Origin of the sequence: Streptosporangium heterodermiicola, assembly GCF_051390675.1 — a bacterium.
Lineage (GTDB): Bacteria > Actinomycetota > Actinomycetes > Streptosporangiales > Streptosporangiaceae > Streptosporangium.
The window spans coordinates 1-18,940 of sequence record NZ_JBPJSR010000051.1; the positions used below are offsets into that span (position 1 = coordinate 1).

At 66.6% G+C, this 18,940-nt stretch carries 20 protein-coding genes, 2 tRNA genes and 1 pseudogene; 12 read left to right on the forward strand and 11 right to left on the reverse strand.

Translation table 11 applies throughout. From position 1 onward, the window contains the following. Window positions 1-446: 446 nt before the first annotated feature. Window positions 447-1,430, forward strand: a complete 984-nt coding sequence (locus ACSC1Q_RS42500) for a BtrH N-terminal domain-containing protein (RefSeq protein WP_436764426.1) — start codon at window positions 447-449, stop codon at window positions 1,428-1,430. 88 nt (window positions 1,431-1,518) lie between these two features. Here ACSC1Q_RS42500 and ACSC1Q_RS42505 read toward each other — a convergent pair whose 3' ends face one another. Then, window positions 1,519-2,208, reverse strand: coding sequence for a class I SAM-dependent methyltransferase (locus ACSC1Q_RS42505; RefSeq protein WP_436764427.1), 690 nt, complete (start codon window positions 2,206-2,208; stop codon window positions 1,519-1,521). A 1,270-nt stretch (window positions 2,209-3,478) separates the two neighbouring features. Between ACSC1Q_RS42505 and ACSC1Q_RS42510 the strand changes: the two genes are divergently transcribed. From ACSC1Q_RS42510 to ACSC1Q_RS42535, 6 genes are read left to right on the forward strand one after another with little or no spacing between them, the layout of a single operon-like run. Beyond that, window positions 3,479-4,645, forward strand: a complete 1,167-nt coding sequence (locus ACSC1Q_RS42510; RefSeq protein ID WP_436764428.1) for a glycosyltransferase — start codon at window positions 3,479-3,481, stop codon at window positions 4,643-4,645. Beyond that, entirely contained in the window at window positions 4,642-5,961 is a 1,320-nt protein-coding gene (locus tag ACSC1Q_RS42515; protein ID WP_436764429.1) for an aromatic ring-hydroxylating oxygenase subunit alpha, read from the forward strand. Before ACSC1Q_RS42510 ends, ACSC1Q_RS42515 begins: the two co-directional genes overlap by 4 nt. After that, a complete protein-coding gene (locus ACSC1Q_RS42520) occupies window positions 5,958-6,470 on the forward strand; it encodes an aromatic-ring-hydroxylating dioxygenase subunit beta (protein WP_436764430.1) in 513 nt (170 codons plus the stop codon). The genes ACSC1Q_RS42515 and ACSC1Q_RS42520 overlap by 4 nt, the downstream gene beginning before the upstream one ends. Window positions 6,471-6,477: 7 nt before the next feature. Beyond that, window positions 6,478-7,686, forward strand: a complete 1,209-nt coding sequence (locus tag ACSC1Q_RS42525; RefSeq protein WP_436764431.1) for an MFS transporter — start codon at window positions 6,478-6,480, stop codon at window positions 7,684-7,686. A 3-nt stretch (window positions 7,687-7,689) separates the two neighbouring features. After that, on the forward strand, window positions 7,690-8,082 hold the full coding sequence (locus tag ACSC1Q_RS42530; protein ID WP_436764432.1) for a carboxymuconolactone decarboxylase family protein: 393 nt from the start codon (window positions 7,690-7,692) through the stop codon (window positions 8,080-8,082). Then, entirely contained in the window at window positions 8,072-8,716 is a 645-nt protein-coding gene (locus ACSC1Q_RS42535) for a hypothetical protein (RefSeq protein WP_436764433.1), read from the forward strand. The genes ACSC1Q_RS42530 and ACSC1Q_RS42535 overlap by 11 nt, the downstream gene beginning before the upstream one ends. Here ACSC1Q_RS42535 and ACSC1Q_RS42540 read toward each other — a convergent pair. The 5 genes from ACSC1Q_RS42540 to ACSC1Q_RS42560 all read right to left on the reverse strand — a co-directional run bounded on the left by ACSC1Q_RS42540 (window position 8,659) and on the right by ACSC1Q_RS42560 (window position 13,264). Then, window positions 8,659-9,387, reverse strand: coding sequence for a flavodoxin family protein (locus ACSC1Q_RS42540; protein ID WP_436764434.1), 729 nt, complete (start codon window positions 9,385-9,387; stop codon window positions 8,659-8,661). The genes ACSC1Q_RS42535 and ACSC1Q_RS42540 overlap by 58 nt on opposite strands. A gap of 311 nt (window positions 9,388-9,698) precedes the next feature. Continuing rightward, window positions 9,699-11,348 (reverse strand): ATP-binding protein, encoded by a 1,650-nt coding sequence (locus tag ACSC1Q_RS42545; RefSeq protein ID WP_436764435.1) that lies wholly within the window; start codon window positions 11,346-11,348, stop codon window positions 9,699-9,701. Window positions 11,349-11,886: 538 nt separating this feature from the next. Further along, window positions 11,887-12,147 carry a hypothetical protein gene (locus tag ACSC1Q_RS42550; protein ID WP_436764436.1) on the reverse strand — a complete coding sequence of 87 codons (261 nt, stop codon included), beginning with the start codon at window positions 12,145-12,147 and terminating at the stop codon, window positions 11,887-11,889. 431 nt (window positions 12,148-12,578) lie between these two features. Continuing rightward, the gene (locus ACSC1Q_RS42555) at window positions 12,579-12,857 is read right to left on the reverse strand and encodes a VOC family protein (protein WP_436764444.1); all 279 of its coding nucleotides are present in this window, start codon (window positions 12,855-12,857) and stop codon (window positions 12,579-12,581) included. A 41-nt stretch (window positions 12,858-12,898) separates the two neighbouring features. Next, window positions 12,899-13,264, reverse strand: coding sequence for a hypothetical protein (locus ACSC1Q_RS42560; protein WP_436764437.1), 366 nt, complete (start codon window positions 13,262-13,264; stop codon window positions 12,899-12,901). 1,369 nt (window positions 13,265-14,633) lie between these two features. Here ACSC1Q_RS42560 and ACSC1Q_RS42565 point away from each other — a divergent pair. Beyond that, window positions 14,634-14,975, forward strand: a complete 342-nt coding sequence (locus ACSC1Q_RS42565) for a hypothetical protein (RefSeq protein ID WP_436764438.1) — start codon at window positions 14,634-14,636, stop codon at window positions 14,973-14,975. A 582-nt stretch (window positions 14,976-15,557) separates the two neighbouring features. On the opposite strand, the gene ACSC1Q_RS42570 is transcribed toward ACSC1Q_RS42565, so the two are convergent. The 3 genes from ACSC1Q_RS42570 to ACSC1Q_RS42580 all read right to left on the reverse strand — a co-directional run bounded on the left by ACSC1Q_RS42570 (window position 15,558) and on the right by ACSC1Q_RS42580 (window position 16,353). Continuing rightward, window positions 15,558-15,626 (reverse strand) — tRNA-Phe (locus ACSC1Q_RS42570). An 83-nt stretch (window positions 15,627-15,709) separates the two neighbouring features. After that, window positions 15,710-16,117, reverse strand: a complete 408-nt coding sequence (locus tag ACSC1Q_RS42575) for a PIN domain-containing protein (protein ID WP_436764439.1) — start codon at window positions 16,115-16,117, stop codon at window positions 15,710-15,712. Beyond that, window positions 16,102-16,353, reverse strand: coding sequence for a type II toxin-antitoxin system Phd/YefM family antitoxin (locus ACSC1Q_RS42580; RefSeq protein ID WP_436764440.1), 252 nt, complete (start codon window positions 16,351-16,353; stop codon window positions 16,102-16,104). Before ACSC1Q_RS42580 ends, ACSC1Q_RS42575 begins: the two co-directional genes overlap by 16 nt. Window positions 16,354-16,360: 7 nt before the next feature. Between ACSC1Q_RS42580 and ACSC1Q_RS42585 the strand changes: the two are divergent. The 3 genes and pseudogenes from ACSC1Q_RS42585 to ACSC1Q_RS42595 form a co-directional block, all read left to right on the forward strand. After that, window positions 16,361-16,531: pseudogene (locus ACSC1Q_RS42585) on the forward strand (hypothetical protein); the annotation flags it as partial. 70 nt (window positions 16,532-16,601) lie between these two features. Next, window positions 16,602-16,730, forward strand: coding sequence for a hypothetical protein (locus tag ACSC1Q_RS42590; RefSeq protein WP_436764445.1), 129 nt, complete (start codon window positions 16,602-16,604; stop codon window positions 16,728-16,730). A 149-nt stretch (window positions 16,731-16,879) separates the two neighbouring features. Next, window positions 16,880-17,461 (forward strand): hypothetical protein, encoded by a 582-nt coding sequence (locus ACSC1Q_RS42595; protein ID WP_436764441.1) that lies wholly within the window; start codon window positions 16,880-16,882, stop codon window positions 17,459-17,461. A gap of 232 nt (window positions 17,462-17,693) precedes the next feature. On the opposite strand, the gene ACSC1Q_RS42600 is transcribed toward ACSC1Q_RS42595, so the two are convergent. Next, window positions 17,694-17,750: transfer RNA gene (locus tag ACSC1Q_RS42600), tRNA-OTHER, on the reverse strand. Between the two features lie 180 nt (window positions 17,751-17,930). Here ACSC1Q_RS42600 and ACSC1Q_RS42605 point away from each other — a divergent pair. Next, window positions 17,931-18,428 (forward strand): hypothetical protein, encoded by a 498-nt coding sequence (locus tag ACSC1Q_RS42605; protein ID WP_436764442.1) that lies wholly within the window; start codon window positions 17,931-17,933, stop codon window positions 18,426-18,428. 143 nt (window positions 18,429-18,571) lie between these two features. Here ACSC1Q_RS42605 and ACSC1Q_RS42610 read toward each other — a convergent pair. Then, the coding region (locus ACSC1Q_RS42610) for a hypothetical protein (protein WP_436764443.1) at window positions 18,572-18,940 on the reverse strand (369 nt) is incomplete at its 5' end.

Genomic DNA, 18,940 nt, shown 5'->3' on the forward strand with positions numbered 1-18,940 from the left:
GCGATGCGGCGGTGGCGGGTGTTCCGCCGGCCGTCATGACGGCGGTCGCGAGTACGTGGTCGCCATCCACCGATCGGTGGATGGCGACCACCACGACTCCACCGGATCCACAGGCCGGGGCGGGAGGACCGCTCAACCCGGCGGGGAAGGACGCTTCCCGAACACGTGAGGCCGTCGCCGTCAGCCGCGCGGCACTTCCCCCGCGGAAAGAGCGGCGCTTCACCCGCGAAAGAGCGGCGCTTCACCCGCGGAAAGACGAGCGCGACGCCCTCGGCAGGCATCGCGCGTACAGGAACGAAGTGTTCGCCCGGCTGTCGAGGAGGATTGGACTCTCCCACTGTGGGAGGCCTCAGGCTGCTCCCAGCGGTCCCCGCTGGTTGATCATGAAGGTGTCGAGGACGGGGACGGCGTGACCGTTCGCCGCGTCAGCCCGAGGAGATCGACGCATGACCATCGTGAAGGACATCGAGACCCGTGGCACGCACCACTGCGAGACGACGGCGCTGGGGGTGCTGCTGCGGCACGAGGGTCTCGACCTGACAGAGCCCATGCTGTTCGGGCTGGGCTCGGGCCTGTCCTTCGTCTACTGGGACAGCAGAAGCATGGCGTTCCCATTTCTCGGAGGCCGCGTCAAGCCCTTCGAACTCACCAGGAACCTCGCCGCCAGGCTGGGACTGACGTTGACGGTCGAGGAGACCACCTCACCGCGCAAGGCGTGGGAGAACGTGGCCGCCCCCGTCGACGCGGGCCGGCCGGTCGGCCTTCAGCTCGACTGCTACCACCTGGACTACTTCCGCTCCAAGGTGCACTTCGGCGGTCATGTCGTCGCCATGTACGGCTACGACGAGCACGACGCCCACCTCGTGGACACCGAGCAGCAGGGAGGAGCGGTGCGCACCAGCCGGGCCGGGCTCGCCAGGGCGCGCGCCGAACGCGGCCCGATGACCGCCAGGAACCGATCCTTCACCATCACCCTGCCGGCCCGCCCGCCTTCCTGGCGGGACCGGATCATCCCCGCGATCAAAGACTGCGCCGACGCCTTCCTCGCCGCTCCCATCGCGAACCTGGGCCACCGAGGCATCGAGAAAGCCGGCGAACAGGTGCCCGGATGGCTGCTGCGCGCCGATGAGCCGCGGCGGGACCTGCCGCGGGCCGCCTTCCTCATGGAGAGGGGCGGCACCGGCGGTGCCCTGTTCCGCGCCCTCTATCGCGACTTCCTCGACGAATGCGCCCGGCTGATCGACGACGACGACCTCCGCGCCGGCCACAGGCTGTACGCCGAGGCCGCCGTCCTGTGGACGGACGTGTCCACCTTGATCGAGAAGGCCGGGGAGAACGGCGACGCGGGCTGCCTCAAGCGGGCCGGTCTCATCCTCCACGATCTTTCGCGCATCGAGAAGGACGCCATGCGGGTGCTGCGCCGGCTGTAGCTCGAAGGGAGACCGTTCCGCTCCCGGCACGTCGTCGCCGAACACGAACGAGAACGCCCCGGCAGGTTGGACGCGGTCCCGTGTGCGGTCAGACAGCCCCCGACGGGGCTTTGCGGGCGAGCAGGTGGATCTCCCGGAACTGCCGCCGGTCGGTGGGCTGAGGCTCGCGAACCATCCGGGCCACCTCGGCCAACCCGGACTCGCGCAGCATCGCGGCGAGGTGATCAGGCCACCACCGATAGGCCGGCGCGACCGCGTGATCGAAGACCTGCGCCGGATGAGACGGATCATCGCTTGCCGAGAAGCCGATCAGGAGGTGGCCGCCGGGTGCCAGCACGCGATGGAACTCCGCCAAGACGACGGGGAGTTCCTCCGGCGGGGTGTGGATGACGGACCAGCGTGAGAGTACGCCGCCCAGCGCGCCGTCGGCGATGGCCAGCGCGGCCATCGAGCCCTCGTCGAACCGCAGGCCCGGATAGGCCTGCCGAGCCAGCTCGATCATCGCGGGAGAGGCGTCGACACCGAACGCCGCCAGCCCCGCCTCGTCCAGATGAGCGGTGACGTGGCCAGGCCCGCACCCCAGGTCCGCGACCTGGCCGTCCCCGCTCGCACTCACGGCCTCGGCGAAGACACCCAACATCGCGCGGTCCAGGGGACTGTCACGCAGTGAGTCGCGGAACAGCCGCGCGTAGGTGAGGGCAGCGGCGTCGTAGGCCTCGCGGGTGGCACCGAGGGCATCGGCCTCGCGAGTGACATCGAGGGCATCGTGTTCGACCATGCTCGCGACAGTAGTTCCTGGCCCGGGGCGAGGGGCTTTGATGTGCCCCGAGTTCGGTGACCGGCCCCAGCGGATTTCTCCGGCGGTGGCGTTTGGACCCGCCGGGGCAGTCACGCGTCCGCTGGAGGGGAAGGCGGCCCAGGATTTCGACGGTCACAATTTCGTCGCCCTCCGGCGCCTCGACAAAAAATCCTCCGGCATCAAGGCAGGAGCCGTAAACTTGCTCATCCCCAGTAATAAGAAGGAATTTCGGCTTGACATCATCCGTGTGTCCCACGCTCACCGGTAATCGGATGACGTTGCCGTCACCGGACATCAAAAACCCCGAACGATAATCGCTCAGGGTGTTTGTGTTGTTCGGTCGCCGTGGCCAGGGGCGGGGTCGGACCACCGGCCTTCCGCTTTTCCGGCGAACCGATCACCCCGGCCGGGGAGCGGTGGACGGTGGCCGAAGTGAGTCCGCGTGCGGGGACGTCGCCGTCAGCCCTGCCGCCGCCTTGACAATGTCGCCGTCAGCACCGCCGTCACCTTGACAACCACCTCGACCATGGCCGCCGATGCCAGGCTCCTCCTTCGTCGGAGCCTGGCATCGATCGCCCCGGCAGTCAACGGCGGCCACCGAAGCCGGCGATCGTCACGGCCCTGCCACAGGGCTCGACAAAGACACCCGCGCCAGGAGGGCGGTCGCGGTCAGGGCCGCTCAGGTCTGTTGATCTGCGGCTACGGCCGGGACCGCGCTTGAAACGTCCTTGAACCGTTCTCGATTATTTCGCAAATGTTTCACGGACAGGAAGTCGGGGGACTTGGGCCTCGCCTACTGAACGGGCACCGACTCTGTCGCGGGACGCCCATCTGTCGCGTAAGACGGTCCATTAGCCGTCCTTGACAAAGTCGCGTCCGGCAGAGTGGTGGTAGTTGACAGTTGCGAGGCGTTGACATCGATTGCACATCCCGGCAGGCTTTGTAAAACTCCTGGGGGCAGGTGGTGAACCCGGTTGTTTCGAGGTCGTTCCGAATAGCGTCGATCGATGTGTCCCTTCAGCGATGGTGGGGAATGCGTAGAGCCTCATAGCAGTAACCGGACGCCGACGGTCCATTTCGCCTGCCGGGCGTTCTCGCCTGTCCGGAGGGCGGAGTTCCGCCGTTCGTGCGTCACCGTCTCGACTCGTTTCCGAAGGCAGGGGGGTGTCGCGGTCGTGGCTGCCGCGGTGCGTCCGGAGCCGGATCCCGGGTCGGCCTGGTCGTCTTCTTTCGATGGATCGGAAATCTGATGCGCGTCGCCCTCCTCACCACGACTCAGCACGGTCACCTGAACCCATACATTCCGGTGGTCAACGCACTCCAGAACGCCGGCAGCGACGTCACGCTGCTGCTGTTGTCCGCCGACGGGGGCGCGCTCGACGAGCGGCGTCGCGAGGCCCTGGGCAAGGCGCAGGCCGACGTGATCGGGAAGGTCGAGATGGCGCCGTGGAGCGGCGACCCGGCGAAGATCGGCCCGATGCTCCGGTCGTCGCCGGTGGCGGACCAGACGGCTGACGCGCTCCGTGCGGCGGCGCCGGACTTCGTGCTCGTCGATTCGCTGCCGGTCACGGCGGCGGCCATGGTCGGAGCGCAGGCGTCCGGCGTGCCGTACGGGATGATCTGGGCCAACCTGGGTGGAGTGTGCCCGAGGGAGCATCGGCGAGGTCGCTGGTCGTACGACGAGCAGGTCGGCGACTATCTGACCGGGCACGGGGTGCTGTGGTCGACCCGGACCCATTCGGCGCGTTCGCCGATCCTCAATCTGATGCCGACGATTCCCGCTCTCGTCGGCGACGACGCGGTCACCGACGACGGTGTGCGGCTGGTCGGGTTGCCGGGTGCGGCGGGGCCCCGCGGCGACGAGGTCGCCTTCTCGGGCCTGGATCGGATCGACCCCGACCGCCCGGTGGTGTACGTCTCCTTCGGCACGATCTTCTACCGGCGGCCGGACCTGCTGCGCACGGTGATCACCGGGGCGGCGGCGACCGGCGCACAGGTGATCGCCGCGGTGGGAGATCTCGCCGAGGAGCTCGCGCTGCCCGACGAGGTGATCACCGCCCCGTACGTGCCGCAGCGTGAGGTGCTGGAGCGCGCCGACGTGTTCGTCACCCACGGCGGATACAACTCCGTGGCGGAGTCGATCCGGGCGGCGACACCGATGCTGGTGATCCCGCTGGCCGTGGACCAGCCGATCCAGGCGTACTTCGTGGACAGGGCCGGCTTCGGGACGGCGTTGGAGCCGGCCGGCGTCACCGAGCGGGCGGTCGCCGGCGCCGTCACCGATCTGCTCGATCCCGCCCGGGACTACCGGGCCCGGCTGCGCGCCGCGCGACCGGAGTGCGGCGACTCCGCCGCGCGCACGGCCGAGCTGGTCATCGGCACGGTCGAGACGCTACGGCGAGAGGGTGAGCAGTGACGATCGAACTGCGGCGGCCGGTGAGCGACCCGATCGTGATCGATGATCTTGAGCGCCTCTCGTTCCGGGTGGATCGCCGCGCCTACACCGACGACGACCTGGCCGCGCAGGAGATGACCAGGATCTTCGATCGCTGCTGGCTGTACGTCGGGCACGAGTCGGAGGTGCCGGGGCCGGGCTCCTACGTGGCACGCGACGTCGGCGGGCGCCCGGTGGTCATGGCGCGCGGGTCCGACGGGGTGATCCGGGTGTTCGCGAACAGCTGCACCCACCGCGGGGCCCTGATCTGCTCGCAGCCGTCCGGGCAGGCCAAGTCGTTCCGGTGCCCGTACCACGACTGGACGTTCTCCAACCAGGGCGACCTGGTCGGGGTCCCGATCCCGGACGGGTACGGACCGGGCTTCCGGAAGGCGGACTTCGGCCTGGCGCAGCACCGCAGTGACGGTTATCGCGGTTTCGTGTTCGTCACCTTCGACCCGGAGCAGCCGCGCACCCTGACCGAGTACCTGGCGGGCGCGACGGACTACCTCGACCTGATCGACGACCAGTCCGAGGCCGGGATGGAGGTGATCCAGGGCGCGCAACTCCACGGGGCCCGGGCCAACTGGAAGCTCATGATGGAGAACAGCGTCGACATCTACCACTTCCGGGCCCTGCACAAGCGTTACGTCGGCTACATGGAGTCGCTGGGGTCGGTGCCACCACGACGGCGAGGCGGCTTCGGCCGCGCCCTCGGGCTGGGACACGGAGCCAACGAGCTGCCACCGGCGGCGGCCCGCCCGCTCGCCTACTGGACGCCGATGTTCGGCGACGAGGTCCGGCCGCGGATCGAGGCGACGGCGGCGCGGTTCGTCGACCGGTTCGGCGCCGAACGCGCCGAACGGATCACCGGCACCAACCGCGCGGTGCTGATCTTCCCCAACCTGATGATCATCGACGCGATCGCGATCACGATCCGCAAGATCGACCCGGTCGGCGCCGGCCAGATGGCCATCACCTCGGTCGCCCTCGCCCCCAAGGACGAGGATCCAGACATCCGGGAACTCCGCAAGAGTCACTACCTGACGTTCCTCGGCCCCGCCGGCTTCGCCACCCCCGACGACATCGAGATCGTCGAGTCGTGCCAGCGGGGTTATCTCAACCGCACGGTCCGCTACTCGGATCTGTCGCGCGGCATGAACAAGGAGGTCCCGGAGACGACCGACGAGCTTCCCGCCCGCGAGTTCTGGCGGCAGTGGGACCGGCTGATGCACGGCGACGACGGTCACCTCGACGTCGCTCACCGGGCCGAGACGCGAGGGGCGGAACCACGATGACCATCGAGCTGACGGTCGACGAAGCGGCCCAGGCGCGGTTGTGGCACCGGGTGAGCCAGTTCCTTTTCCGTGAGGCGCGGCTGCTCGACGAGTGGCGCCTGCTCGACTGGTACGACGAGATGCTGACCGGCGACATCCGCTACTCGGTGCCGGCCACCGACGTCCGCGGCGAGTCGGCCGACGCGCTCGGGCTCATCGACGACGACGCCGCCCGGCTACGCCAGCGGATCGAGCAGCTCCTCAACGGTGAGGTGTGGTGCGAGAACCCTCGGTCGCGGACGAACCGGATGATCGGCAACGTGGAGATCCTGACCGATCGGGGCACGCACCTCGACGTGGCGGCGAACGTCGTCGTGTACCGGTTCGGGCACGGGCGCTCTGACGCCTACGTCGGAAAGTACCGTTTCGAGCTCGTCGTCGAGGGCGAGTCGTTCAGGATCCGGAGGCGGGTCGTGGTGCTCGACCACGAGACGTTGTACGAACACGGAAAGCTCAGCATCATCCTGTGACCGGACAGTGACGGCGGCCGGCCCTGGCAGCGTCCCACCCGTTGCCGCCGCCCAGCCGAGTCTCCCCCGCGAGGTCTACGTCCTCAGTGTCGTCGGTGGCTGCGTCATGCTGGGCCTGGGACTGGTGCTCCCGGTGCTCCCGGTGTACGCGGCGATGTTCGGGGCCGGGCCCACCCAGATCGGAGCGCTCGTCGCCCTGTTCGCGTTGATACGGCTGGCCACCAGCCCGTTCTGCGGCCGGCTCGGAGCTCGTTTCGGGGAGCGGCGGGTCCTGGTCGCCGGCCTGCTGGTGTGCGCGGTCTCCTCGGCCCTGACGGCGTTCGCCGGGTCCTACGGGCAGCTGCTCGTGTTCCGCGGCCTCGGTGGCGTCGGCTCGGTGCTGTTCTCGGTGTCCGCGCTGGCGACACTCCTGGCGATCGCGCCGCCCGACCGGCGGGGACAGGCCGGCGCCGTGTTCGAGGCGGGCTTCCTGCTCGGCGGGATCTGCGGACCGGCACTGGGCGGGCTCCTCGCTCTCATCGCCCTGTCCGCGCCGTTCCTGGCGTACGCCGTGCTGCTGCTGGCCGCCGCGGCACTGACGCTGGCGGTGCTCCGCACCGGCCGGGCCACCGGCGCGGAGCCCGGCCGTGACGTGGTCCGGCTACCGGTCCTGCTGCGGGACCGACGCTACGTGGTGGCCTGCCTCGCGGCGTTGGCGCAGGGATGGGTCCTGTTCGGGGTGCGCGGCGCGCTGGTCCCCACGGTGGTCGTGGCGTGGCGACACGACGTGACGTGGGTCGGGTGGGCGTTCACGATATCCGCCGTCGTCCAGGCGCTGCTGATCATGCCGGCCGGCCGGGTCGTCGACCGGGCCGGCCGCCGGCCCGCCATGATCGCCGGCACCGGTGTGGCCGCGGCGGCGATCACGGCCTTGGTGCTCGTGGACGGGTACGCCTGGCTCGTCGTCCTGCTCTGTGTGTACGCGGCGGGATCGGCGCTGCTCAACGCCGCACCGGCCGCGCTGATCGGCGACGTCGTCGACGGCCGGGCCGGCAGCGGCGTCGCCGTCTTCTCGATGTGCACCGATGTCGGCGCCGTGGTCGGACCGGTCGTCGTCGGGCTCGTCGCCGAGCGGGTGGGTGTTCCGGCCGCCTTCGGCAGCGGCGCCGCGCTGCTGGTCGTCGCCTTCGTGGCGTCGTGGACGTTGACAACTGTTCGGCCAACACCAAGGAGTTGATCGATGAATCAGCCGTCTGACCGCCACAAGCAGGGCGAGGCCATGTTCCAGCAGGTCTTCGGCCGCGAACCGCGACCGGGTTCCTACCCGGAGTTCCTGCGGATCACCGTCGACCACCTGTTCGGCGAGATCTGGACCCGCCCGCACCTGAGCGTCGAGGAGCGCGAACTGGTCGCGCTGACGGCGGTCACCCTGGCGCGGACCGACTGGGAGCTGCGCGGCCACATCGGTGCCGCCCTGCACCTCGGGATGTCGCGGGAGAAGGTCGTCGAAGTCATCATCCAGCTCGCCTACTACGGTGGCTGGCCGGTCGCCAACAACGGGCTGCGCGTCGCCCAGGAGGTCTTCGCCGAGCTGGACGGCGCCACCGGGGAGGAGGCGGACCATGACCGGTGAACCGTCTCCCCTCGACCCGGCCGAGAAGGTCGACCTGTGGCGCCAGCGGTTCTTCGAGGCCCAGGCGGCCGCGGAGGAGTTCATCCTGGGAGAGCACGGCGAGGAGGGCCTGGCCGCGTGGATCCAGGCGAACTCACGCATCACCGCGGAGCTGCTGCGAGCGCAACGGCCCGCCGGGGTGTCCGCCACCGATCACTTCATGACCCGGCTGCAGCACCAGCTGCTGCTGTACGACTCGGCGGTGACCAGTGAGCCCCAGCCCTCGGGCACCGTCCTGCGCAACGCCGACTGCGGGATCCTCCGGTACCGCAAACGGGCCGCCCGCGCCGGTGTCGTACTGACGTTCTCGTCACCGTGCCCGTACTGCCAGGACCTCAACACCTCCGTCGCCGCCCGCTACGTGGAACCGGACGTCACGGTGTCGTGCGAACAGGTGGGCGACGGGTGCACCTGGCGCGCGGAGTCTCCTCACGCTCCGGGTTCTCCTCACGCTCCGGGTTCTCCGCACGCTTCAGGGTCTCCTCACGCTCCGGGTTCTCCGCACGCTTCAGGGTCTCCTCACGCTTCAGGGTCTCCTCACGCTCCAGGAGAGGACGCGCCCGGGTCACCGCACCGCGGACGGGCCGGTGGCTGAGCCAACGGCAGTGCCGTGCGGTCGTCGGCCGGCGACCGGCCGCCGTCGAGCGTCATGCCGAGTTGCCGGCCCACGGCCACACACAGGTCGGGCGCCGCGGTGCGGGTCAGGTCCTGGTGATCGTTCTGGGTGAAGCACGCCGACGCCACGTTCTTGTTCTTCAGGCGCAGGTACCACGGGAACAACGATGCCAGTGCGGGCTCGGTCAGCATCGTGCGCGAATGCACGATCGTCCCCACCAGCAGGTTGCCGAACGGGCGTTCCCTGGCGTTCATGAAGCTCTTCAGGCGTTCCTGGAAGATCTTCAGCACCGCGGGTACGTTCCCCGCGTACACCGGCATGGCGAGCAGCATCGCCTGCGCGCCCTCGGCCAGCCCGACGACGTGCTCGAAGTCGTCGTCGATCGTGCACCGGCCCACCTCGGGGTCGAGGCAGGTGTCCTCGCCCTCGCACATCGCGATGCGATGGTCGATCAACCGGATCCGCTGGATCTCCGCGTCACCGACCTCCCGGAGGACGCCGGTGATCGCCGCCTCCAGCAGCGCGTCGGTCAGCGACGGGAGACGCTTCTGCGTGCAGGACAACGCGACAATTTTCATTCGAGGGGTCTCCCGTGTCCGCTCAGCACCACCCAAAACCGGCCACCTGACAAAACCCCCGTGGCCGCACATCAAGGCAGCCTCAACCTACCCACAATTAAGCATTACCGAAACGGGTCTCGAAAAAACCACGAACAGAAACCGGTGTACCCCGAGTTCGGTGGAACCGGCCCTACTCATCCGCCCTTGAAATCGACACCGCTTCCGAATCGCGGATACCTGGCGTAGCCCGAGCGTGAACCATACCGCCCGCGAACACGGATTCATGTCGCGTGCGAAACACACATATCAAATCCTGAAGCCGGAAATCCAGACTTTCGGCAGGACCTGTGAAGGCGACCCGCGCCTGGGACGTTCCAGGACGGCCGGAGGTTACGCGAAGGCTACGGACGCCTGTCCGTCAGCGGAAGCCGGAGGACGAACCGGGCACCACACAGCGAGTTCTCGATCGTGAGGGTCCCGCTGTGGGCGCGGGCGATGTCGCGCGAGATGGCCAGGCCGAGCCCGCTGCCTCCCGGCTCCCTGCGGCGGCCCTCCTCCAGCCGGACGAAGCGCTCGAAGACGCACTCCCGGTCCTGCGGCGCGATCCCGGCACCGTCGTCACACACGGTGACGACGGCCGAGCCGTCCACTCGTCCCACGGTGACCTCGACCCTTTTCTCCGCGTGCCGCCGGGCGTTGACCAGGAGGTTGTCGATGACCCGGATCAGCTGGATCCGGTTGCCCAGGACGTTCACATCCCGGCCCGCGTCGACGTGCACCGGCACGCCGCCCACCATGGCCGTCACCTCCTTCACCACCAGCACGCCGACGTCGATCGGCTCGTGCGCGACCGGCCCTCCGGCACGGAGCCGAGCCGACACGAGAAGGTCGTCGACGATCGTCTCCAGCCGATCGGTGACCGCCAGCGCCTTCCTGATGGTCTCGTGCGGGTCGATGTCGGCGGGATAGAGCACCGCCTCCTCAAGCCGGGCGCGGAGACCGGCGAGCGGCGTTCTGAGCTCGTGAGAGGTGGAGGAGGCGAACCGCCGTTGCTCCTCGAACATGTCCGCGTTGTCCACAGCGAGCCCGGCCCGGCTGGCGATGTCGCCGATAAGGGACAGATCAGCCGAGTCGTACACCGGGGAGGTCTCGTAACGGGCCAGGGTGAGCACCCCCAGCACCCGGCGCGGCGTACGCAACGGCGCGATGATGACCGAATGGGCACCCAGCTCCTCGTACGGCCGCCGCTGTACGCCGCCCTCATCCTGGTCGATTCGCCCGGCCAGATCCTCAGGGCCGAACAGCACCGCGGGGCCGCCGCGCAGCACCCGCGCCATCGGCGCCCGGGAGGTCTCGGGAAACGCCGGAAGCGGTCCCTCCCACTGCTTGCACTCGACACCGTCCCGGCCCCGCTTGACCACGACCGCCACCCTGTCCACCCCGTCGCCGCTGGAGCCGAGCAGGTCGATCATCGCCCAGTCGGCCAGCCGGGGCACCACCAGGCGAGACAGCCGTCGCAGCGCCTCGTCCACTTTCAGGGTGGAGGCCAGCACGATACTGGTCTCGGCCATCAGCGACAGCCGGTCGGTCAGCTTCTCCAGCACCGCGAGGGCGGCCGCCTGCTCGTGTTCCACGGCCTTGTGCCGCGAGAGGTCGTAGAACAGGACCACCGAGCCCGTGTCCTTCCCCCCGCCCAGCGGAAGCGGGGCCGCCATCACCCCCACCGGGACCAGGCCTCCGGATCCGCGGGTGAACCACGCCTCCTCGCTGCGGACGTACACCCCCTCGGCGAACGCGGCCAGAATCTGGCAGTCCTCGCGGGGGATCGAGCTGCCGTCGGCGTTGCGGTGCAGCAGGTCGTGCGGGTCGACCCCGATCAACTGCCGTGCGGGACGATCGAGCAGCCGCTCGGCATACGGATTGACCAGGAGGATCTTCCCCATGTGGTCGACCACGTACAGACCCACGCGCAGACCCTGGAATAGGGCTTTGACGAGTTCCTCACTGAACCCGTACCCCGCCCAGTATTCCAGGCCGTCGCTGGCTGTCACGGCGGTCCCCCTCACCTACCACCTCTCCGACCCGCCCGAACGTCGAACAGTCACTTAAGGGTATGTATCCAGAAAGAGACTGCCGTGTGCGTTGGGGAGATCCTTCATAGATCGTTCTCGACCTAACGAGGCATGTTTCCGTCACACCGAGTCATATCGAGTCGCAATAAGTCACATCAGGCCGTACGGCGCACGTGGTTCGTCCCCGCCCGGCCAGGACGGCGCCGGCCGACGAGGGGCGGAGAACGGGTTCGCGGAGGTGTACGGTGCCACGGCAGGCGACGATCTTCGGCGCCATGCGTCCCCGGGCCTACGGCACAGTGGACGTCGCGCGACGATTCCGAGAGGAATCCCGTCGCGGCCGTGCGGCGCGAGGTCACCCCTGACACCGGGGCGGCGATGAAGCAGGATTCCTTCGAGATCAAGCGGGCCCTTTGGACTCGGTGGCCGCCCGGGCCCGCCCCTTGGTCTCCGGCCGTTGCCTTCGGGACGCCTCCCCGCGTGATCGCGGGGAGGCGCCCTTCACAGCGTCACAGCGTCACAGCCAGCGCGGACAGTTGTAGAGGTTGCCCGAGGCGGACGAGTAACACAGGCTGATGATGAACGGCATGCCGTCCTCGTAGTAGACCCTGCCGTGCACCCAGTTGCCGTCGTCGTACCAGTCCTTGTACCTCTCGTCGTAAGGTTCCCTCGGCTGGGCGTAGGCGGGAGCGGACACCGTCGCGCCGAGCAGACCCGCCGCGGACAGGCCGATCATCAGGGCGGCCAGACGCTTTCGAGTGCCGGACAGTTTGGACATCACGTTTCTCCTCGGGGATCGTGGCCCTTCATTCGAGATAACCCTCGCAGGACGGAAGGGCAGGAATCATCCGCCGACAGGATTAGCCGGGATCGCCTGAACGGCGGAGCCACCCTCACCCACCCGAGCGACAATTCCCCCGGGATCGGCCGCCGTAAATCCCACGCGCATCACAAAGGCCTGTCCAACAATCGTTGGGACCGAATTCAATCGAAGAAGGGCCTTGGCGGCGATCGCTCCGGCCCCTCCGGCGAGCCGCGAGATCAGCGATCGTTACAGCGCCGGCCAGAACACCCGGGGTAGGAGAGCGAGCACCGAACGGAGCCGCCCGCCAGTGCCTTCTTCGGCTCGATGATCCTGGGGTCCCCGCTGATCCTGGGGTCCCCGCTGCGAAAAGCTGAGCGCGGTGACCGCACCGCGCCGTCGACCGGCTAGCCGACGCTCTCTTGGAGGGGCCGGGTCAAGTCGACCATGTTTCCGTCAGGGTCGTGGACGTGGGCCACGCGTTCTCCCCAGGGCATGTCGGTCGATGGGCCGAGCACCCGTCCGCCTGCCGCCTCGACCCGGTCCAGCAGGCCGTCGACATCGTCGACCTTCACGCTCGGCAGGATCCGCCGCGGTGCGGACAGGCCGGTTACCACTCTGCGACCAGAACAGTGAAATGCACTCACATCGTGTGACGGGAGGGTCCGCGAGGTCGTCGCCCACACGACGATTCGAATCAATCGGCCGTTGATGCGTTGTCCTCAGATCAGGGCAGGGCATCGCGCTGTAGACGGCAATCTCGGATCGGCCCGCGAGCCAGGTCCACCCGTTCACGGCCGAGCGGTGAGGGTCGCCAGTCGATGACCTCGCCCACCCAGAACTCCGCGAGCGGATCCCCTGCCGTATCAAGCATCCGGAGCGCACCCGGCTCCAGCGAATTCCTTCGGCGGTAACGCTTGGACCCGCCGAGGTGGTCACGCATCCGCGGGGAGGGAAGGCAGCCCGGGATTTCGATGGTCACAGGTTCGTCGTCTTCCGGCGCCTCGACGAAGACGCCTTCGGCATCAAGGCAGGAGCCGTAGATGTGCTCGTTTGCCTCAATCAGGAGGAATTTTGGCTGGATATCATCCACGTGTCTCACGCTCACCGGTAATCGGATGACGTCGCTGTCACTGGAGGTCCAAAAAAGCCCCGAACGATAATCGCTCTGGGCGTTTGTGCTGCTCAGTTGCCGCGGTCAGGAGCGGGGTCGAACCGCCGGCCTTCCGCTTTTCGGGCGGACCAATCACGCTGGCGGGGTGAAGGAAACCGTGGTCAGAGTGTGGTGGACGGTAGCCGAAGTGAGTCCGCGTGTGGGGACGTTGCTGTCAGCGCTGCTGTCACCTCAAGCATGGTCAACAATGGCAAGTCCCGACGAAAGAGGAATTTGGCGTCGATCGCTCCAGCGACCAATGGTGGCTACCGAGGTCAGCGACCGTCACGGCCTCGCCGCGACGCTCTACAAAGACACCCGCATCGGGAGAGCGATTGCGTGCCTGAACCGTTAACTCCTTATACCTGCTCAAACGCCAGACTCACACATGTCCTTGATCCTTGAAGGCTCGTAAGCGTCTACCGCCCCAGCCGACCTAGGCTACTGGCCGAGAGCGGTCAACCAATTTCCAGGACGCCACCGTCGTCGGATGGATTCGTGCCCAGCGACTGGAGTGCTGTCGGCGAGATCTTAACCGACCCCGCCCTCGCCAACCAGCCGATTCACGCCATCGCGACCCATGGGGTTTCCCGTCACCGCCCACTTCACCCGCGCCTTCACCGCCGCCTACGGGATAGGCCTCAAGGAATTTCGGCGCGAGCACATGACCGATTGGCGCGCATAGTCAACAAGTCGGCGCTCAGGTGCAACGAGACCTGCCCGGACGTCTGTGATCCTCATATGGGAGATCGCACGACAACTGGGAACAGGAGGCTTATAGCACCATGAGAGAAGTCAGCAAGTTAGCTCGAGTATGGGCATCGGTCGGTGTTGTGGTAGCTGCCATGAGTTCCGTGCTCGTGGTATCCACTCCGGCATCCGCGAGCGTGTCCGGATGCAATATCACTGGTAGTGATATTTCCTGCCAAACCGCCACCCTGCCCGCAAATCCCGGCCGCTGGATCAAGATGACGGTTTACATACCGAGCAGTGGAACCGTCACCTGCCGAGTGCACGACAGGGCCAACGGTATCACCGTGGGGAGCGCTAGCCGCAGGTGGTACGACACCTCCGCTACAGGGAAGACCATCGGCGGCCTCTACGGGAGTTACTTCATGGTTTGTGTCAACAGCAGCCGCTCCGGTGGTGGGCAGATCGCGAACTAGTCGAACACACCCTGATCTCACGGGCCTACGTTCCCGCGCAGCGGGATACGTGCGGGGACGACATCAGCATCCATGGCAAATGAGAACGCCGCACTGCCGGCGGAATCTGGAGTTTCAGTATGCGTAGGTTAACCCGAGGAGTTGTGGCCGCGGTGGCCGTAGGCGCCGCACTCACACTGGCTACGCCAGCGTCGGCCGCTTCGACGCATTGCACGATCACCTCGTCCGTCAGTTGCACGACCGGAACCCTGAACGCCTCCAGCGGAAACTGGATCAAACTCAGGGTCAACGTGCCGGTATATGGCACCTTGACCTGCCGGGTGCACGACGCCGCGAACGGTATCACCGTCGGCACCGCCAGTCGTAGTTCCAGCCTGCCGAATTGGGCTTACACGGAAATCACGATCAATGGTCTCTACGGCCGGTACTTCGCCGTCTGTGTCAACAGCAGCAAGACCGGAACGGGAACCATAAGGAACTCCTAGGCGGGTGAAACGGTCTGTGGCGATCGGCACCTATTTCTCCAGGACCGGTATTCCAAGAGCCGAGTTCGTCATCGCTTGAGCCGTTTTGAGCAATACACGCGGCGAAGGCCATCCTCTCCAATCAGAGGATGGCCTTCACGGCCCGATGGGCACTGGCCTCGATCTTTCACCAGGCTTGGCGGGAGGGAAAGTCGTGACACAGTGGCGGATACTGGGGTTCGGAAGCTCATCGCCGTCCCTGGCGCGATGCTGGTCCGGATAGCCGCCAGGAGGCCGTATAACAAGCTGGCGTCGAAGCCCATCCCCAACAGCCATTCCGAGATCAGAGCGGATGACGCCCGGCGCGGTGTGCGAGAACCCGGCGAGCTCTACCTGCCTGGTGATCGCCGCCATGGACTACCTTCTGCGGCCCCCCCGACAGTGTTACGACGGCAACCCACCCACGCAATCGACATACCTCAGACCCGAGATATCAAGAGGCCAGGGCCAATCCCACCTCGCGCTCGACACCGTTGCTGTCACTAGACATCAAAAAGCCCCGGGCCGTCATCGACTCGGGGCGTTTGTGCCGCTCAGTTGTTGTGGTCAGGGGCGGGGTCGAACCGCCGACCTTCCGCTTTTCAGGCGGAGCGATCACCCTCCTCCTCTCGACGGATACGAGATCAGAAGGCTGTGGACGGCTGCCGACGTATGCTCACGGTGGCCGACGTCGTCGTCACCGTTGTCGTCGGCGTTCAACGGGGAACGACCTGCGCCCGGACCCCCGGCAGGTCGTCGAACGCGGCGGACGAATCCATCGTGATCACGATTCTGGCGGTGGTGGCCGCCGTCGCGGCGATCAGCAGATCGTACGCTCCCCGTGTCTTTCCCGACCGGAGCACATGCGCCAGGAGACGAGCGTGGACCCTGGCGACGTCCACCGTGTACTCCTCGACCGGAATCAACGCCAGGACTTCATCCACGAAGGCCTGCCGCCCGGGACGGCACGCCGCGTCCGCCAGCTCCACGCCGACGAGCAGCTCGGCCACGGTGATCGCGGCGATCGCCACATCGTCGGCGTCTCCGATCACCGCGTCCACGGAGGCCCTGCCCCGCTCCGCCGCGATCAGCACACCGGTGTCCAGGATCAGGCGTCGGGCCACGTGCTCCTCATCTCGTCGTCGACCGCCTCCCGGGCCACCGCGACATCGGCCTCGAAATCGGCGTCCAGCGTCCCCGCGGCCCTGGCCAGGAAGGCTTTGACCATACGTCCCGGCGCCGTGGGCGCGGGACCGATCACCGCGATCCGCTTACCCCCCCGAGTGACCACGATCGTCTCCCCTCGCTCCGCCTCGTCCAGAACGACCGCGAAGCTGCGAGATGCCTCAGTAGCAGTCATCACCTTCATGAAATCAGACTATCTGATTCTTAACGGAGATTCGTTGATCGTTCTTGCCGGTCGTCGAATCGCCGAATGCTCCGAACGCTGGGACGACTGGGAGGAACACGGCCTGGTCTTCCCGTCCCGGCGCGGAACGCCCATGGAGCCGGATAACCTCCGGCGAAGCTGGGGAGCCATCCGCAAGGCCGCCGGCCTCGGCGACATGCATTTTCACAACCTCCGCCACACCTGCGCTCAACCTCGGCGTGTCGCCCCAGGTAGTCCGCGACATCGTCGGCCACGGCGATATCGAGGTGACCATGACCATCTACGCCCACGTCTCCCTCGACGACAAGCGCAACGCCCTCAAACGTCTCGGTGACGCCCTCACATAAACAAGATCCATTCTTGGACGCCTCGGCTACAGCGGGGGCGTCCTTTTGTTTTATAGCCGGTGAGACCGGAGGTGGCGATCCTGCCCAGAAGCAGGTGACCGTCAAAGCTGCCCTGTCGGGAGCACAAGTGTGATCGCTAAGGTGACACCGTGATCACCAAGCCGCCTGGATGGCCGTTTATGACCGCGGTCTTAGCCGTAGGATTCGTACTTTTGTACTGGGCCAGCGCCCCTTACAGGTACACCATCGAGATGTCTCTGTTCGCCGTCTTCGTTATAACCCCACTGGCCCTGATCTGGACCGTTCGCATCATCCTGGCAGGTCGCAAAGACGCGGACGCGGTCTCCGTCCGCTTGCGACGCTGGTTCCTCCCCTGGATCGTCCTCGCGGTGGTCCTGGCCACAATCGTTGTCGACGCCCCATTCTGGGTGCGGTTCACGATCTCCAAACCGAGCATGGAGGCGTTCACCCAGACGGTGACGGAGGAGACAACCATCGATGCCTCCTGCCGATGGCTGGGCCTGTACCGGGTGTGCTGGGCATCTCCCTACTCGACCATAGACGCCGAGGTGCTTCCCGGCAGCGCCGCCCTCAGCACCGAGGAATGGGCCATTCATAGCAATACCGGCTTCGTCTGGTTACCTAAAGGACGACCGGAGGGAACCATGGATGACAGCTACCGGCATCTCGGCGGGAACTGGTACGGCTGGCGCGGCTGGGACAACTGGTGATCACCGGCCTACTCCCCACACGGTGGGGTAACCCATTTCAACGGGCACCCGAAATCATCACCTCGAATGAGCGTTACGACGGCGACTCACCCACGCAATCGGCATACCTCAGCACCAAGACATCAAGAGGCCGAGGCCAATCCCACCTTGCGCTCAACACCGTTCCTGTCAACAGACGTCAAAAAGCCCCGGGCCGTGAATGGCTCGGGGCGTTTGTGCTGCTCAGTTGCTGTGGTCAGGGGCGGGGTCGAACCGCCGACCTTCCGCTTTTCAGGCGGACCAATCACCCTGGTCGGGTAGCGGAGACCGTGGTCAGAGGGTGGTGGACGGTAGCCGAAGTGAGTCCGCGTGTGGGGACGTTGCTGTCAGCGCTACTGTCACCGCATTCCTTCGGAACCGTGGTCAGCCACACCACATGATCGCAGAGATAGCATCGGCCTGCCTCGTCCGCCTCATCTCAAGGACGCCGATGTCCCGTCTGATCGAACGCCTCCCAGATACAGTCACGGTCCGGTCCGGCAACTTTATGATCATGGACCTTGATGGCGCCAATGGGCAGCCGAAAGGTGCTGAGGATCTTTGGGAGCTCTCAGACCGAGCCAACCCGACCGACTGGTTCCTCACCACCGCGAATGTCGCCATCATCACCAGCCAGTCGGACTCCTGGCACGTCGTCGACGTCGCGCTAGAACTTTGGGACGGGCGACCGCCCGCCGACGATGACCAGTGGACCAGGAGCGAGACGGCAGAGCTCTACTCCAGCTCGGGAAAATTGCAAGTGGTCGAAGTCCACGGCCACTCCTCCGGCAACCTCATGGACCTGCGCGATCAAGCGCGTAGCTGGTTCGTGCGCGCAAGCGTCCGCCCCGGCCCTGGTGCCCATTACCCCAGCGAACGGCCTCCCGAAGGGCTGGAGGCATACCGGCTACAATTCTGGCCCGCACAGCCCTCACCTTTTGTTCCGTAGCAAGATCATAAAAATCCAGCCGTGTCCACACTCCTCCATTGACCTGCAGTTATTCCTCTGCAGGATCCGCCGTCGTCCGACCATATCCAAACTTGCTGTTAGTGCCAGCGTTAGTAGCATCCCGCGTGCCGAGGGCCTTGTCTTCAAAAGCCGAGTGGACTCGCCGCCCAGGGCCAGCCCACTCCGAGCACAGAAAGCCGCGCGACAGAGATCGCCCCGATCACGCCATGACCACACACCAATAGCAGTGACAGCCCGTAGAGCCCGATGGCGAAGTGCAGGACCACCCACAGCCGATGAAGGCGGATGCGATACATCCGCGGGAAGGCACGGTAGTGATCAGCTCGTGCTTTTACCAATCTCTCATCAGTGCCTAGTACCCCACGCTCCGCGAGGTCTTTGGTCAAAGCACGCGCTTGAGACAGGTGATAGGAAGATCTCTCGTAGTACTTTGAGACAGCGACAGCGCCATACAAGCCGGCCCCCGAGATAAAAACACACAAGGGAAGGAC